This is a genomic window from Rhodanobacter sp. A1T4 (genome assembly GCF_014207185.1).
Taxonomy (GTDB): Bacteria; Pseudomonadota; Gammaproteobacteria; order Xanthomonadales; family Rhodanobacteraceae; genus Rhodanobacter.
In genome coordinates this window covers 1-16,321 of the sequence record NZ_JACHCP010000016.1, presented here as the reverse complement: position 1 = coordinate 16,321, position 16,321 = coordinate 1, and the positions used below count along the sequence as shown (strand labels likewise).

The following is a 16,321-nucleotide window of genomic DNA, read 5'->3' as shown; positions in this document are numbered from 1 at the left end:
ACCTGTTATGGGCGCCCCGCCTCCGGTACCACCGCCGTCTCCTACGCCTGCGCCGCCGGCCCCAACTCCGCCGCCCGCACCGACGCCGCCGCCTGCCCCGACACCACCACCTGCTCCAACACCACCGCCAGCGCCGACGCCACCACCACCGACGCCGCCGGTTAGCACCGGCCCTCCGGTAAGCACCTCGCCACCGCAGGTCAGCCCAGGCACGCCCAATGTCAGCGTCGCGCCTGCACCGGTGTCTGCCGCACCGCCACCGGCGACATCGGTTGCTACGGATACGGCGCCGGTTTCGGTAGCGCCACCCGCGTCAAATACCTCGCAGGTCGACCCCTCCAACAGTGAGCCGCCCGTCAGCGATCCCACCTCGGATCAGCTGGTGTGTGAGCAGCTTGATCCCGAGGCATCGGCGGCTGGCCCCACCTCAAGCAGCGCCGATGTCAGCACCGTCGACCCTTATACCGGAGCGGCCGCGGTTGATCCCTATACCGGCGGGCAAAGTGCGAACCCCTACACCGGACAGGTGAGCGTTGCGCCGCCGGACAGCACACCAACCGAACCAAACGCCAGCTTTACCGGCGAACCCAGCGGCACTCCGTTCGAGAGCAGTGCCGTGGATACAGCTTCCAGCGGCGGTTCGGACGCCACTGGCCTGGGTGCGGGCGCGGCCATGGGCGGCGCCGTCGACCCTTCCACCATGTCGCCGGAAGAACTGGCGGAGTGGAACGAGTATTTGAAATCCGACGTATCCACTTACGATTTCGAGGCGTCCGACGAGGCCATTGCATCGGCGCGATACGACGCCAAGGTCAACGCGTTTGAGGACTTCAGCGAATCGGTTCAGTCCGGCACGTATTCGCCAAGAGCCACGGCCACGATGGACAACATCACGCCGGATACCGCGACGGAGATTTCTGATGCATGGGAATCAGGCCAGAGCTATGCCAAGTTCACCGGCGAGCCCGGCGCGATCAGCCCGGTTGATTCTTCCGATGTGCCGTCGATTCAGAACGACCCGATCAACCCGGAAAACTCCTATCTCAACGATCCGGCTTCGCATTTTGAGAACGATCACCTTAGCGATTACAGCAACGATCCCGGCGATTACGCCAACCCCAATGCCGATGTGAATGCGGAGATGGACGCCGAATTCGGTGAAGGTTCGTTTATCCAAAATGATGGGGTCGCCTCGCAGCTGGAAACCAACCCGATTGGGGCAAACAGCCAAGCTGGTACCGACTTCCTCGCCGAGAACGGTTATGCCGCCGATGGTACGTCGCTGGCTGGAGACGCCACTGCCGCGGTCGACACGGCAGAGGTAGTGGAAGGCACCGAGGCGGTTGTTACCGGAACCGAGCTGGTGGAAGGCGGCGTGGTGGCCGCGGAAGTGGGCGTGGAGTTTGAGGCTGCCGACCTTCTGATTCTGGTGATCTTCTTATGAGGAGCCGTGCGATGACCGCCCCCATGTCCAGCACAGACGACGCAGACCGGCTAGCGCCGGTTCGGGCGCGGTGAGGCGCACGCCATGAATACATCATCCACCTTGGCCCAGATCGCCTGGCTGACCTCCGGACTTTCACCCACCGGCCAAACCACTGCCTTTGACCTGCAAACCGTTCGTGAAGCGTTGGCCCACGCCATTGCTCAACACGGTGCCAATGGTGCGCAGGCCGCTGCCGGCTTGCCCGCCGCGCCAACGCCGGCTCCGTCTCCTGTCGAACTTACGGCGATCGCTGATGCCGTGGCACAGGTCCAGGCCAACCCTTTGGTAGGCGCCTCGCCACTGGTGTTGCGCCGCAGCCTGCCGGCTTCGCCGATCGGCAACCCGGCCTTCACGCCGGCCGCTACCAACGGCATGAAGGCCCACGTCATTGGCCCCTTCGCCGATTTGCTGGGCGCGCTGCATTGGTTCGATATCGTGCCGCCGGTGGCGCAAACGCTAGTCTCGCGAAATTCAGTGGCTGTCATGTCGCTGCCGCTCGCGCTGGCCAACGGCCCCACACCAACCTCACTGACGGTGGCGGCAGGCAGCCTGTGGATCAACGCGCAGCTACTGGTGCCTACCGCGCCAGCGAGCAGTTTTGTCGGCCTCGCGATCGACGGCGGCACGCTTACGCTTTCGGCTGCTGGCACTGCGACTACGGGCGCGGTGTCTGTGGGGCAAACGGTTACGCTGACGCTTACCGTCCAACCTGCCGCCACGAACGGCCCGACCGGCGGAACGGGTGTTGGCGCAGACGGCGGCGCGGTGGTTGCCGAGCTGCCCAATGAGGTGACGTTCGTCTTCACCGAAACGAGCGCACAGGTCACCGCAGCGGGGGACGCAAATTTCACCGCTTATGGCACGACCACGCCGCTGCAATGGCAAGCCGGGTCTTGCACCTATGAGGCGGGACTGAGCCAGCTGCTGATTCCGTACCTTCCCAGCGTTGCCAGCTTTACCGTGGGTAGCAGCCTGTCAACAATGTTCAGCCTTGCAGGAAGCGCCCCGACCGCAGAAGCCGCCTGGGCTTTGCCCGTGGCTGTCACCACACCAGCACAGTTGGGCGCCGCTTCTGGCTGCGGCTTCCTTATCTTGTTACTTGGCACCGGGCTCAAAGCGCAATGGGATGGCATGAACGGGGCCACCGCGTTGTCAGCCGTTGCGCTGCAAGGTGCCGCAGGTGTGCTGGCGGTGCTTGGCGCCACCACGGGGCCACGTGGAGCGTGCGGAACCTTCAAGCTTTGGGCCAATGCACCCTCGCCTTCCACCGCCAGCAGCACGATCGACTTCGCCCTGCCCAACAGCACCCTCGTCTACTTCACCAGCATCGACAGCTACGACAGCGTCACGCAGACCGAAATGGTGCTGTGCGGCGGTGAACTGTCCGCGCATATCGACCGGCCAGTGGCGGCGGATGGAAGTCGGCTAGGCCCGGATATGCCGGGGCTGCTTATCCTCTACGCCACGGCCAGCAGAAACGGCGTGATTCTGCTCGGTGAACCCGCGCCAGACTCGCTCCAAACGCCCATCGCGCTGGCGCTGAAGAACGCCTTGATGGTGACCACGCCACCGGGGCTGCTGTTGGTCGCCGGCACCTTCGGCGCTACGTCGGCGGAAATCACGGCAGGCGGCCTGCTGCTGGCCTTCGGCCTGGAAACGCTGTTCCCGATTTTGCCGGACCCCTATGCCGCCAATTTCCTGCCGCTCGGTCGCGCCGGTGATGCGGCCTCATCGATGCTGTTGGCCAGAGTGCTGTGGACGGCGACCACCCACGCCGTACTGAGCTTCAGCGATGCCTCGCTCAGCCTGGCGAGCTTTCGCGTCACTGGGCTGGAGCCATCACCTGCACCTGTCATCAGCGGGGATGCCGCCGAGCAGGATGCCGCATGGCTCAACGCGCTGGACCGGCAGTTCAACGCGGCGGTAGGCGGCGGTGATCCGCAGCTGTTCATGCTGGACGTATCCAGCAATGTGGATCAGCTCGGCGTCGCCGTCTCGGTGGTCGGTTCGTATCGAGATAATGATCCGACAACCTTGGCCACCGCAGCTGGCGCGGTCGCAACGGCGGAGGCCACCCAGATCTCCATCGCCGGCCTCGACCTGGTGGCCCCCGCCAGCACCATGCGCGTGTTCACCACGCCAGCCGTGCAATGGGAACCGCTGGTTACCGTGCAGAACCCCAATGTCGAGCCGAACCCGTTCCCATCACCGGCCGGGTTCCTCAACGACGGCGGCCCGACGTTGATTGGCATCAACAACGTCACCTTGGTGCCTGTCGCCCCGGCGCCGTTGCTGGACGAAGTGCTGCTGTCCTACGCCCACGGAAAAACCGGAGCAGCGCGATTCACGCTGCCATTCGGCATGACCGCCCTGGCGACGCTGCAAGCCCAACAGACCGGCCATTACCCGTTGCCACACCCGGGGCTGAAGCCGGTGCGTCCCAACTTCGCCGCCAACGACATGCTTGGCGGTCGCCAACTCGCATTGACCGCGCCGTCCAACGTGTTCAATACGCTCGCCAGCCCCACGCTACCTGGCGCGGCCGTGCAGTTGCGCAACCTGGTCGATCAAGATGGCAACCCGCTACTCGATCCACGCGCGCCACCGGCGCCGGGCGGCCTGCAGTTGAGCGTGCTTGGGCCGGATGTTGATGAGATTTTCAATTCCCAGTTCGCACCAGACGGCGTAGACCCCGCCGTGCCGGTGACGCGAATCGACTTTTCCGGTTACGGCGCATCGAGCTTCAGCGCCTGGACCGATCCGAACGCGGTGCCACCAGCGGTGGTGCAAGCACGGTTCAACATCATGGTCGGGCGCACCAACCACGAAGTGGTACAGGTCAAAAGCATCTTGCTGCCGTGGTGGGCGATCGTGGTGCGTACGATCACCATCGACCGCCAGGACGACGCCGAAATTTCCCGCAGCGACAGCGGCTGGGTGGCGGCAACGCCGGGCTTGTTCGGTGGGCCCGGCACAACCCATCCAGGCGTGGTGACCGGTGCGTACAACATCCGCGAAATTCGCGACACCTCGCAAACCTACTCGCCGGGCGGCGGGGTGGAACTGGTCGGTGTCTATTTCGATGCCGATATCGCCATGACGGGCTTGGTCAGTGGCGGCTCGGGCGGGCGTGTGCCCAGCACCGGCCAGTTCGGCTATATCCAGACCGCACCGGCGCATACGCCGATCACGCCCGCGCAGCTGGCCAAACTGATCTCGGCGCGCGGCCCCTTGGGCGGGCCGGTGGACTGCGTGATTGCCCTGGCAGGAACCGCGCAGACCATGCGCGTTTCGCGCGTGGAAGTAGACAACGCGCCACACGCCGGCGCCGCCGAAACCCACGAATTCGCCGCCACCGCGCGCGGCTCGGTGGTACTGCCACAACCGGGTAGTTGGAGTGTGTTGGCGCGCACGGATAGTGTCTCCGAGCCCACGCCAATTGATCCGGACCTGGGCGTGCCGCTGATCCAGCAAGGTGCTGCCGGCGGTTCGCCGACCACCGAACCGTTGCGGCTGGCCGAGCCGGTCGATTTATGGACACCGACCTCGCCGTCGATGGATTACTGCTTGATGCATGCGACCGATTCCACTCGCATGCTATTTCCCCGCCCGGTAATCGCCCACGGCACCAGCGCGTTCAGCAGCGATCAAATACCGTTGCTGGCTGATGGCTTCGCCCTGATGGGCGCCACGTCGATCTGTCCGCGTCAGGACAGTTGCCTCACCTTTCCGAACAACAGTTATGCCCTACAGATCGACGGCGCTGGCGCGTTCACTCTCGCCAATGTGCCGACACCCTTTGCGCCGAGCCGCGCCGATCGCACGTTATCTACCGCCAGCGTCGGCACCGTCGCGCTGGAATATGCCGATCAGCACGGCACGCCAGCGGCGATTTCCGTCGCCATCGACTCCAGCGAGTGGTCGGTGGGCCTTACCGGCGTCAACGTGCGGCTGGACATGGGTGCCTTCGACGGCCTGATTCGCAGCGTCGGGGATTTCAAAGCCTCCAGCACCAACGGCGTCGCGCTACAGAATGGCCAGCTGGTACTCGGTTCGGTGTTGGAGCCGCTTGAGTTGCTGATCGAATTCCTGACCATGCTCGGCCTGCCCAATCCTCTGGCGATGTCGTTCGCCAACGGCGGTTCGACCAGTTCCACCATCTACAAGATGAATGCGAACCTGGGCTTCAGCCTGCCGTCGCCGCTGATCCCCGCGCTAACGCCGCTGATGCAGACGCCGACCTGGAAAATGTCAGTCGGCTTGAAGGTCGGCTTTGGCAACACCGCCAGCTCGGCGGGCAACCTGTTTTCATCTACTTCGCGCTGGATGTTCTCGTTCACCATCAACGGCAACATGCAATGGGCGGTGTTCCCGCCGATCTTCGCCGGCGGGCTGCTCGGCTTCGGCATCCAGGTGTATTTCCCGGCGGGCACCGCACCGCAGAGCGAAACGTTGAGCTTCCAGATCGGGGTGATCGCCTCCATCGGCGGCAACATCGTGCCCAACGTGCTGAAGGTGGAAGGCTCGGTGTCGTTCTCCTTCATGCTGGTGATCGGCATGGGCGCGTCGACCAGCGTGGCGATCGGCTGCGGGCTGACCATTTCGGTAACCGGCTCGATTCTCAACGGGCTGCTGGCGCTCACATTCTCCGCGACGGCCACTGGCTTGGTGGCGGTCACCAACCCCAAATCGGTGCAAGCGACTTTCGATGTATCCGTCGATATCACGATCTGCTGGTTCCTCGATATCGCGTTCGACCTCACCTTCCAATACACCCAGTCCATCTGAGATCGGCCATGACGACCAACCCCAACTACCGTCTCAGCCTGCAAGCCTTTCCTCAAAGCTGGGATGGCACGCAGATCACGCTGCGCATCCTGGTAATGCCGCAGGGTGATCCAACGTCCGCCTTGCTGACCGGCGTCGCACCCGCACCCGACTCTCCAGCTTTTGCCGACGCCAACCTCAGTTTCGTCGCTGCGCTGATTCCCTCACTGGACGCCCTGCCCGCGCCTGCGGCGGTAACCGCGCAAATTCCGCTGACCATCACGCCACCGACCGGTGCGCGCGGCCTGTTCCAGCAGTTGGCCGCGCAGTTCAATATCGCACCCGATCCACCGGGCAAGCCGCCCCGGCGGGTGGGCTACAGCGTGCAAAAGTTTCTGCCTGAGAGTTATCGCAACGCATTTGATTTCGACCGCCCACGCACCCCGTTCGCGCTGACCAACGACAGCTACAGCTGCCTGCTCAAAACCTTGCCGATTAACACTCCGCAGCCGCCTCCGCCCAGCACCGTCAGTTGGGGCCGGGTGATTGGTTTTACGATGCGCCAGCCGTTGCTGGCCAAGGCGCTGGGCCTGCTCTACGAAACCACGGTGGTTCTGCCCGACCCCACCACGTTCGCCAACGGTGGCTGGCTTTATGTAGGCCTGGCCCCAAGCAGCGACTTCCAGCCTCAGCTGGCGGTTAATCCCAGCCTGTTGCAGCTTTACGCCGCGCGCATACCGCCGTTGACATCGACACCTAGACCGCTATTTGCGGCGGTGCTGTTCCCGGTTTCTTCGATGCCGCCGACCGGCTCGTATGACGGCGCCTTCACCGAGGCCGAAGACTACGACGATGGCTTCGTAAAGATCGTGCACGGTGCCCAGCCCGATCGTGCCGCCATGTACGACTCGTCATCCAACGGCCTGCCACCTTCAGGTGATTTCGGCATGCAACTGGGCTGGGACGACGAGCAGATCACCATTTGGTACAACCAGCAGATGGATTCCACCGCAGTCGATGCGCCGTTCGCGGTCGCCGGCTACCGGATCGATGTGCGCGCCCATGGCAACACGGCCTGGAATTCCATGTGCCAAGTGACCGCAAGCCTGGCGCTGGGGTCCACCGAACTTGGCACATTCCAGGGCGAGCTGAGCGTGGAATCGATGCCGGTGCGGCTTGATCCAAGCCAACCGCAAGACTGGTGGTTGCCGCCATACTTCAGCCACTGGCGCGGCGGCTCCATCGTGTTGCCCGATCCGCTCGCCGCACAACTGCACGGCACGCCAGCGGTCCCGCAGCAATATACCGCCGTCGCTGCCGACGCCGTGCCGTTGCTGTATGGCCGCAGTTACGACGTGCGCGTACGCCTGACCGACCTTTCGCGCGGCGGCCCTGCCGTTACCGACGAGGCGATCAACCCCGGCCCGGCGCCCATCGCCACCTTGCCGTTTCGCCGCTATGTGCCGTTCAAAAACGTGCTCACGCCCGATCTCGACCTGACCACTACGCCGTCGAACCCGCAGACCAGCTATCAAATTGGACGTCCACTATTGAACTATCCGGCGGTGGCCTATGCCGGCGTGGCTAACGTGGCCGCGGCCCTGGTGGCGGATTTGCCAAACGCGCAAGCGCAAGGCCGTGAAGCAGGCCTGCCCGATCCGGATGCTGCGTTGCTGTCGATCGAAGTCCAAGTGATGCAGCTGGCCGGCGATGCGGCCCAACTGGTTTCCGACCAAGACCCATCGCCCTTTGCGCTGCTCTACACCACCACCCGCGCGTTCCCAACCGACCCCACCGCGTCGCTGGAGTTGGACATCGCTTTCCAGGACATCCCGGACATCACCTCGCTGCCACCGCAGCCAGATACCGGGCCGCTGCTGCTGCCGCGTTTTCGCAACATCCGCTTGGTACTGCGTGCAGCCGCGACGGCGGACCCGCAGTTGCTTTACTGGGGCTCGACGGACGCCATGTTCGGCCAGGCGGTGGAAATTCTGACTGGCGCCAACCCAACCGACGAACGGAGCCTGTTCGCCCCCGACATCGAGGCCAATCTCATTCGCGGCATCTTGTTGCAGCCCGACCCGGTGCAGACCAGCAATGTGACCGCTGCGCTAGCCGTCGCCGGTCAAGGCGGAACCACTGCTTATGACCTGAGCCAGCGCCTGGCCCAAGCGCTGGGCCTTAACTTCACCGGCCTTACCTATTCGGGCCAGCCCGGCCAGCGCGTGGTATTTGGCTGCTCGTCCGCCTTGCGTCATTCGCTCTCGCCTGAACACGGCGCGCTTACCTTCGGTGCCAAGAGTGAACTGACCCAGCACTGGCTGATCGTGATCACCGTGCAATTGGCACGCGACTGGACCTGGGGCGTGCTTAACCCGATCCGCTTCGATATACGTGATAGCTCAAATACGGTGGTCGGCAGCATCAATATGACCGACGCCGTTGGTATAAGCGCGCTGGCCAATCCGGATCGCAGCAACGCTTCGCTGGTGTTCTTCGATGCGGTCGACTACAAGCCGGCAGCAGGCAGTTTCCCCGCAGAACTAAACCTGACTTACCAGATCGAGCCGGTGTTCGCGGTGACACCGGCCTTGCTCGATGCGCCGCTATCGCTGCCGTTGACCCTGCCGATTGCTGCGCCGCCAACCCAGACGCCGCAACTGGCTTCGGCCGGCCTCGCCCTGTCGCCCTACGACGCCCAACCGGACTATTCCGCCACCGCACCACGTCAGCGCGCACTGTGGCTGGAGTTCACCGAACCGGTGGCGGACCCAGACGACATCTACTTTGCCCGCGTGCTCGCCTATGCGCCCGATCAGCTGCTAACCGGCGCCCCTTTCATCGATCCCGGCGGGGTCGAGCCACCGCCTGAGCCCGCACTGCCCATCGACCCGGAGCTAACCCGCCTGATCGTCCCCGGTCAATCGGACGACCACGCGGGACTGGGCGCCATGCAGCCGTTGATCCCGTCCAGCTCGCCGCTGCATTACATGTTGCCGATTCCCACTGGCCTGGCGCTCGATGCACCGGAACTGTTCGGCATGTTCGTCTACGAATTACGCGCCGGGCACAGCAAAAATTGGTCAACCGCCCAAGGCCGCTTCGGCCCACCGCTGCGGGTGGCCGGGGTGCAGCATCCCGCGCCCGTGCTGTTGCCTGTAGTCAATAGCCAACCGGCCACCGTGGCCGTAAGTGCACCGTTCGCAACCCCTGTTTTCACCGGTCGCAATCTGTTGCCCAGCCCACCGCGCAGCCAGCTGTGGGCCTTGCTCTACGCCCAGGTAACCCAGGCAGACGGCCAAGCCCAGCGCAATGTGTTGCTCGATCGCCTCCGGCTCAGGCGGCAAGACAAGCTCAGCGACTTGGCCCCGGTGACCGCCAACGGACTGGCCGCGGTGACTTGGCAACGCGCGTTGATCGAGACGATTCTGGTATCGCTCGCCTTGCCGCCGACCTCGCCGCTGAGTCTGGTCGTGGTGGAAACCCTGCCGGATCTGGGCGAGTTGGAAGACCCCTTGGGCGGCGACCTCGGCCATGTCCGCATCTTGCGGACGTCGCCGTTGGTCGTCATTCCGGCCATCTGTTAGCAACTCCATTGGAGCATCATCATGGCGACGAAAAAAACTGACAAACCTGCAGCGACTGCTACTCAAACGGGTAGCGACACCTTGAGCACCGCCGCTGGGAACACCTTGAAAGAAGCCTACCAACAGAACTTCGCCACGCTTACCCAGGCAACCCAAGCCCTGACCGACGGGGCCGCCAGCGTGTTCCAGCGTCAGCACGAGCTATTGCAGCGCGCCCTCATTGACACGGTCGCACAGACCAACGGCCAAGTAGCAAGCCTGCCGCCGCCCCAGTGCCCGGACGCGGTGAACCGGTTCAAGACGGCGCTGGAAACCGGGCTAACCAATAACCGCACCATGATCGACCTCGCAACCAAGGCCCACAGCGACGCCTTCGACATCGCCCAACGCCATATGAGCGAACGCCTAGAACAGCGAGGCAAGTCGCTGCAGGACTTTCTGGCTCTGCAAAATCGCAGCAAATAGGCGCCAGGAAAACTCTGAACAAGCCCGCTCTGTCGCGTTACAGTTAGCCGTCCAAACGCATGGCCGTCCAAATGCAGAGTTTCCATTCACCCGCCAGCAATGAATCTCAGGATTCCGAATCTGGCCCAATGTCCGGGAACGACCCATTTGAGCCGGTCACCAACGGCCGCTTTGCGGCAGGTTCTATGCCCAGCTGTGTCTTACTGGCCGCGTTGTGCTCGTAGGCCTTGCGTGATACCCACCACTAACCATACGGTTTATTACTTCGTTCTCGGAGTCATAAAACTTATCGCTCCGATCAGCGAGATAAGCAAAGGCTATCCTTGTTCCGAAGATCGCTTTCCTCATCGAGTAAACGAATGTTTATCTCCGGGATTTTTCCCCTTGACGGGGCAAGAACTAAAGCTGAATATCCAGTGCATATGCCCCGATATGGGGTCTAATAAGCGTTAGCAGTAGTGCATCGTTCGTGCTTCGAAGGGGGGAGCCAACATGGTCACGTACACCGCAAAAGAACTGAATGGTTTGACCTTCGACAAGCACATTTACCCCCGCGAGTTCCGCGACGAGGAGAATGTGGTTCCTGTCTCAAGCTGGGTGGAGCTTTCCATCGCGTTTCTTCGCTGGCTACTTGAGAACGGTCATTTGTGCATGCACAAAGTTCCAGTGGCAAATCATGCTGGGCGCGGCAAATACCTCATCAATAGTGAGAAGCGCCATGAGTATCCAGACCTTGACGCCAACTGGGAAAGAGTTGGCGCGTACTACATCGATACCAAGTACGATGCTGACCATCACAGAAAAAACATGCTTGAAGCTCTGCGTATCCTTGGCGTCACAAGTCCAAATTTTCGCATTTCATTTCGCCAAATATAGTGTCGCGTGAGCTGCTAACTATTCGTTCAAGGCTGACGGCTGCGCCGCCGCTTAACTCAAGCGTTAGGCATCGGAATCAGCATGACTGAATCGTCGAGTTCCGTTAGTGCAAGAAACTATGTATCGGCATGGCTTGCCACCAAGCATATCCAGCTCGGTCTCAAGCAGCTCAAGCTAGAAACTACGGAGTCGCCCGTTTTCAAACTATCAGCATGGTACGAGTCTCCGGAATTTCTCGTTGACATCTCCGTTTGGGATCGTGCGTGCTGCCTAGACATACAGGTTATGGAGAAGTCGTCGAATCAATTCGTGTTCTCGGAAGCCGGAGCTTGCGAAAATACAACCGGACTCTTGGTCCGTCTCAACACTTTCTCAAATTGGCTCGCGGCACGTGCAGCCGCTGCCTAACAATTCGTTCAAGGCGGACGCCTCCGGCGCCGCTTAACTCTAGCGTTAGGCGTCAATAGCAGTGGCCCCACCAATCACGCGAACAGAGTCAAGAAATTTCCGTATAGCTCGCATTGCGTGGCCGCTTCTATTTGCCTTGATCATGCTTCTACTCAATACATCGATTCGGCCACTTCTTCTAAATTTCCTTGCCGCAATCGAGGCCTTACTCACGCTCTACTTGCTGTTCTGGCGTTGTCCGCGGTGCCGTGGCTTCTATAGCCTCAAGTTATCTGGCACTGATTCGTTTTTTGGCATTGCCTGGCCTTATTTCAATCGATGCCTGCATTGCAGTAGTAAGCTTGAAACAGGTGGGCCTCACCCACCGAGCAGTTCGGGTGGCGCCTAACAACTCGTTCAAGGCGGTCGCTAGTCGATCAAAAGTGGACCGTCATCGGTTGCTCCGTGTGGCCGAAAGGGAGTGAGATTACGTGATAGCGCCAACCCACGTGGATCCTGTTATGCGTCCGGTTGTTAGCCGGACCCAGCATGGATAAGCTCTAGAAGAATCAGGGCGTTGCGTCGGGACTTCCGAACGTAATCAGAGATGTATAACCGGACCCACGGGTCCGTCTATTAAGTAGTTAGGCCTTATCCATGACAGTCTTTAAGATCTTGTCCTGCTCGTCGGCTAGTGCGGATCGCTCCGATTTCACTGTGCAGGTCCGCTCAGGCGAGTTGGCGGTTGGCGACTCATTCGCTTGCTTCGATACGCATCATCAAACAGCGTTTCAAGTTCTTCTAGTCAACGCTACCGCCGAGCATGCAAAGATTGTTTGTGCAGGCCATATTGACTTCAACAACCAATACGCTGGTGCGTTAGTCGACACGTCAGCAACCACACAACCTGATGCGTTTCGCTACGAGCACGCGGCGCCTTCAGCCTAACAATTCGTTCAAGGCGGACGGCTACGCCGCCGCTTAACTCCAGCGTTAGAGCGCACAGGGAAGTTCATGGCAACCGATAAGAATCGAAGCTTTTTTCTTCGCTGTTGGAGTGGTCACGCTCGGTTATGGCAGGCGTATTGGCTTATAGGGGGCCTTGGGCAGCTTTGCGCTATGTTGCTGGTTGCGCTCGTCGGCACGATCTTTTGGCATAACCCCCAAGACAGCCTTTGGTTCAATTTGGTTGGTGCTGTCATTATTGTTGGGTGGTCAATTTTTTCGGCTGTCAGCATCTGGCGTTGTGCGCCAAATGCATCTCAGCCTGCTTGGGGCGCGCTCGCACGTGTTGTCATCATCATGTCCGTAGCTTACGGGGTGTACGCCGTGTGGCGCGTGCTCTAACCAGTCATCCAAGCGGACGGCTCCGCCGCCGCTTAATTCCAGCGTTAGGCCTGTAACAGCGACCGAGGAAGAACATGTCTAATAGTCAAAATGCTAAGCGTAGTGGCTACCTATTTTTGGCGAGTGGCTGCATGTTTTTCGCCGCCGCCATTTTTGGCAAACAGTTGGCCTTTTGTGGCATTGGCGTGGCCTTCATTGCAATTGGAGCAACTACTTTGCAAAAGGCAAAACGTGGGTAGTTGCAGCCAGCCCCATACGGTGAGCAACATGCCTAACTACTCATTCAAGCCGAAGCCGCTTCGCGGCTCGGCATAATTCAGGCGTTAGGCAGCCAATGAGCTATCAGGCAAAGAAAAGAATATTCGCAGCATTATCCGTTCTCATGATTCTTACCGCGATTTACTCTGCTCTTGGCGTCTTACAAGCTGCTAGCCTGTTCACTGGCGAGCGCGCTCTGCGTAACCTGAACTTTTGGGGCACGATCATGTGTGTTGCATTTGCTTGTTCCGCGCTCTTCGGCTTCCTTGCCTTCCGTGCAAGTAGGTTGGCTAAAGTCGGCAGCCGCGAGGCTGTCTAACTACTCGTCCAAGCGGACGCGTGCCGCGCGCCGCTTAACTCAGGCGTTAGACTCTATGGCCTTCCTCGAAATCACCAAATTGGCGATCAAGCGCAAGGCGCATTTTGCTTGCTGCCTGTGTAGAGGCGTGGGCGTTGAGATCCACCACATTATTCCTCAGGCAGATGGCGGCCCTGACACAGAAGACAATGCCGCGCCACTGTGCCCAAGCTGTCACGAAACGTATGGAGCCAATCCCACAAAAAGAAAGTTCATTCGTGAGGCTCGTGACTTTTGGTTCGAGATATGTGCAACGCGGTACGCGGCAGACGCTGGTCGCATAGATACGATTCATCAGATGCTTCAACTCTTACCAACAAAAACAGATATGGAGCAAATGATATCGCGCGTTTCCGCCACGATAGACCCGAGTGCTGTAACCGACGTATCGGAAGCTACGGATGCCTCCGCGCCATCCGAACTATTGAATGAGCCGATCACAGACGTTTCTGTTAAGGCCTATCTAAGATTCATGTATGGCTGTCTAGTCCACTGCGGAAAAGACACCACTTCAATATTGGTGGCCGACGCTCTCGACGTGGGCCACACAAATATTCGCTCGCTGCACAATCTGCTCTCTCTTTCTCGAGGGGTTGTTGCCGAGTTGGCTCAAGAGCGGAGAGATGCTGGAGACAGCATGGCAAACGTATCGGATGCAAACATCGTTCAACTTTTTCTGGCAATCTTCGACGAAGCATATTGTATTAAGAAGCATCCGAACGTTCATGCAAAATACGCTGACAAGCATTGGATGCGGCCAGTTCAAAAGAACGATCTTGCCGCGTCAAATTGACCGAAGAATCAACAACAATAGTGCTCGGCAACGCGGGTCTAACTATGCGCTCAAGCGGACCGTGCGGGATGCAGTTTCCGGTGCAATCATGCATTGCGGCCCGCACGGCCGCTTAGCTTAGGCGTTAGGCGGCATAAAGACCATGAACGCTGATCTCAGCTACGAAAGCAGATCGTCTATCGAGGCGAGGGTCAACAACTTCCCAGCTGCCCACATCAAATCAACATCGCGTGTCACTAGCGCGTCGGCTTGTAGCTTGGTCAATGCGAGGTATTCGGCCGCGAATGTATCTTTCCAGCCGAGTTCCTCAGCAAGCTTCCAGGCAACCTGTTGCAACGATCGGTCGCCCAGCAAGCGAATCTGCAAACCCCTCAGGTAGTCGAGGCGCTGGTTCGCCTCCTTGCGAGTCACCAAGCCATGCTGAACGTCCGCGAATAGTTGGGCGAGCACCTGCGAACGCAGTAGCGTCGGTGCGAGGAGACGGTGGTGCCCCGGAATCTTGGCCCTCTGCTCAGCCAGCACGAGAGCCACATCTAGCCCAATCACATATCGTGTCACGTCTTATCTCCACCGCGTTCATTGCTCAGGAGTACGCGCATGCTAGCAATGCCTAACTATTCGCTCAAGCGGACCGCTACGGAGTGGCTGCGGTAACATGCCATACATCGCGGCAGCGGCCGCTTAGCTTAAGCGTTAGGCAGATTGATGACGTACACCGTTAGGACGCCATTTCTATTTTGGTTCGGCGCTTTCGCTCTCGCCGTATCTCTCGGTATTGCGATTTCCGCATGGGGCAACTGGATGGTGGTCTTCGTCCTTACCGCCTTATTTGGCAGTTCTGGGGCCGCATTGCTTTTGATGTCTGCGCATGTGACCGGCAACCTTCATGGATTGACAGTCCGACGACCTCACAAAACGTCCGAAGTTAGTTGGAGCGAAATCACTGCATCCGAGATTGGCGGTGGCAATCTAGTCTTTAAGACAAAGAACGGGCGAGTTGTTGCTCCATCATTCGAGTTTTGGTGGGGTAAGGACAAAATACTTCTCATGGCGCTAGTTGCCAACAAATTACACGAGCAAGGCATCAGTATCCGCACTACGCTCCGCGCGGCGGCAACACCGGATGATCGGTGAGTCGCCTAACATCTCGTTCAAGGCGGACGGCTCCGCCGCCGCTTAACTCAAGCGTTATGCCTCTAGGACAGACTGACGATGAACGATGGAATTGCCATGTTGGATCGTCTAGATCGAACCCATACCGCAATACGGGCAAAGCATGACGCTCTTTCTAATGCAGACGACCGCGATCGCGTCGGCAAGTACCTAAGCATTCTCTATAACATTTCCACCTGCGCCGACGGTTGCCGCGGTGGCGACCATATGTTCGAGTATCTTAGCGGTCGAGCTTTCAATCTCAGTTACGCTGCGTACGAACTTCTTCAAATCGGCCTATACGACGAGGCGCTCAATCAGCTTCGCAGCTTGGGCGAGCTAGCAAATCTTGCTTCACTATGCGCATTTGACAATGACACATTCAATGAATGGGTCAGTGCCGGTCATGATGAGCGTATTCGGCGGTTTGGCCCTTCACAGGTTCGCAAACTCATTGTTGCTGCCAACGGGGTTCTCATTGTAAATACCGATCTTTACGCGCAACTTTGTGAGTTGGCAACCCACATCACACCTCAAACAAAGCCAAATACTCATAACGCAGCTGGACTAAGTCACGTTGGCGGCTCCGTTCAGGCGGACGGACATGCTAAAGGGATCGAGTTGCTTCAATATCTTATGTATTTCATGTGCACTAGCTTCACTGCATTTATTGGCAGAGGCGACCTTGTGGATGGCATTCCAACCCCACCCTCGGTCGAGGCATAACATCTCGTTCAAGGCAGACGGCTTCGCCGCCGCTTAACTCAAGCGTTAGGGGTCGCATGAAACTGACGGGCTTACTTGTGGCATCCACACTTGCTCTCGGCGCCTGCAGCCAGTCAATT

At 59.8% G+C, this 16,321-nt stretch carries 11 protein-coding genes; 9 read left to right on the top strand and 2 right to left on the bottom strand.

The features are described 5' to 3' along the window. The first annotated feature begins 7 nt into the window (after nt 1-7). The 5 genes from HDE80_RS21685 to HDE80_RS21665 all read left to right on the top strand — a co-directional run bounded on the left by HDE80_RS21685 (nt 8) and on the right by HDE80_RS21665 (nt 11,181). A complete protein-coding gene (locus tag HDE80_RS21685) occupies nt 8-1,444 on the top strand; it encodes a hypothetical protein (RefSeq protein WP_184674373.1) in 1,437 nt (478 codons plus the stop codon). Nucleotides 1,445-1,528: 84 nt separating this feature from the next. Next, nucleotides 1,529-6,274 (top strand): hypothetical protein, encoded by a 4,746-nt coding sequence (locus HDE80_RS21680; RefSeq protein WP_184674372.1) that lies wholly within the window; start codon nt 1,529-1,531, stop codon nt 6,272-6,274. An 8-nt stretch (nt 6,275-6,282) separates the two neighbouring features. Further along, on the top strand, nt 6,283-9,840 hold the full coding sequence (locus HDE80_RS21675) for a hypothetical protein (RefSeq protein WP_184674371.1): 3,558 nt from the start codon (nt 6,283-6,285) through the stop codon (nt 9,838-9,840). A gap of 21 nt (nt 9,841-9,861) precedes the next feature. Continuing rightward, on the top strand, nt 9,862-10,305 hold the full coding sequence (locus HDE80_RS21670; protein ID WP_184674370.1) for a phasin family protein: 444 nt from the start codon (nt 9,862-9,864) through the stop codon (nt 10,303-10,305). A 492-nt stretch (nt 10,306-10,797) separates the two neighbouring features. After that, entirely contained in the window at nt 10,798-11,181 is a 384-nt protein-coding gene (locus HDE80_RS21665) for a hypothetical protein (protein WP_184674369.1), read from the top strand. Nucleotides 11,182-13,025: 1,844 nt separating this feature from the next. Here the strand turns inward: HDE80_RS21665 and HDE80_RS21660 are convergent. After that, nucleotides 13,026-13,184 carry a hypothetical protein gene (locus tag HDE80_RS21660; protein ID WP_184674368.1) on the bottom strand — a complete coding sequence of 53 codons (159 nt, stop codon included), beginning with the start codon at nt 13,182-13,184 and terminating at the stop codon, nt 13,026-13,028. A gap of 65 nt (nt 13,185-13,249) precedes the next feature. Between HDE80_RS21660 and HDE80_RS21655 the strand changes: the two genes are divergently transcribed. Further along, nucleotides 13,250-13,492, top strand: a complete 243-nt coding sequence (locus tag HDE80_RS21655; protein WP_184674367.1) for a hypothetical protein — start codon at nt 13,250-13,252, stop codon at nt 13,490-13,492. A 55-nt stretch (nt 13,493-13,547) separates the two neighbouring features. Further along, a complete protein-coding gene (locus HDE80_RS21650; RefSeq protein ID WP_184674366.1) occupies nt 13,548-14,324 on the top strand; it encodes an HNH endonuclease signature motif containing protein in 777 nt (258 codons plus the stop codon). A gap of 159 nt (nt 14,325-14,483) precedes the next feature. Here HDE80_RS21650 and HDE80_RS21645 read toward each other — a convergent pair whose 3' ends face one another. Next, nucleotides 14,484-14,882 (bottom strand): hypothetical protein, encoded by a 399-nt coding sequence (locus HDE80_RS21645; protein WP_184674364.1) that lies wholly within the window; start codon nt 14,880-14,882, stop codon nt 14,484-14,486. A gap of 147 nt (nt 14,883-15,029) precedes the next feature. On the opposite strand from HDE80_RS21645, the gene HDE80_RS21640 reads away from it, so the two are divergent. Together HDE80_RS21640 and HDE80_RS21635 are read left to right on the top strand one after the other, a co-directional pair. Next, complete coding sequence (locus HDE80_RS21640; RefSeq protein WP_184674362.1) at nt 15,030-15,458, top strand: hypothetical protein; 429 nt, start codon at nt 15,030-15,032, stop codon at nt 15,456-15,458. A gap of 78 nt (nt 15,459-15,536) precedes the next feature. Next, nucleotides 15,537-16,202 carry a hypothetical protein gene (locus tag HDE80_RS21635; protein ID WP_184674360.1) on the top strand — a complete coding sequence of 222 codons (666 nt, stop codon included), beginning with the start codon at nt 15,537-15,539 and terminating at the stop codon, nt 16,200-16,202. The last annotated feature ends 119 nt before the right edge of the window (nt 16,203-16,321 follow it).

What these genes read in the sequence shown, in the direction of transcription:
- HDE80_RS21685 (WP_184674373.1), top strand. Translation starts at nt 8, where the DNA reads ATGGGCGCCCCGCCTCCGGTACCACCGCCGTCTCCTACGCCTGCGCCG.
- HDE80_RS21680 (WP_184674372.1), top strand. Translation starts at nt 1,529, where the DNA reads ATGAATACATCATCCACCTTGGCCCAGATCGCCTGGCTGACCTCCGGA.
- HDE80_RS21675 (WP_184674371.1), top strand. Translation starts at nt 6,283, where the DNA reads ATGACGACCAACCCCAACTACCGTCTCAGCCTGCAAGCCTTTCCTCAA.
- HDE80_RS21670 (WP_184674370.1), top strand. Translation starts at nt 9,862, where the DNA reads ATGGCGACGAAAAAAACTGACAAACCTGCAGCGACTGCTACTCAAACG.
- HDE80_RS21665 (WP_184674369.1), top strand. Translation starts at nt 10,798, where the DNA reads ATGGTCACGTACACCGCAAAAGAACTGAATGGTTTGACCTTCGACAAG.
- HDE80_RS21660 (WP_184674368.1), bottom strand. Translation starts at nt 13,184, where the DNA reads ATGTTGCTCACCGTATGGGGCTGGCTGCAACTACCCACGTTTTGCCTT.
- HDE80_RS21655 (WP_184674367.1), top strand. Translation starts at nt 13,250, where the DNA reads ATGAGCTATCAGGCAAAGAAAAGAATATTCGCAGCATTATCCGTTCTC.
- HDE80_RS21650 (WP_184674366.1), top strand. Translation starts at nt 13,548, where the DNA reads ATGGCCTTCCTCGAAATCACCAAATTGGCGATCAAGCGCAAGGCGCAT.
- HDE80_RS21640 (WP_184674362.1), top strand. Translation starts at nt 15,030, where the DNA reads ATGACGTACACCGTTAGGACGCCATTTCTATTTTGGTTCGGCGCTTTC.
- HDE80_RS21635 (WP_184674360.1), top strand. Translation starts at nt 15,537, where the DNA reads ATGAACGATGGAATTGCCATGTTGGATCGTCTAGATCGAACCCATACC.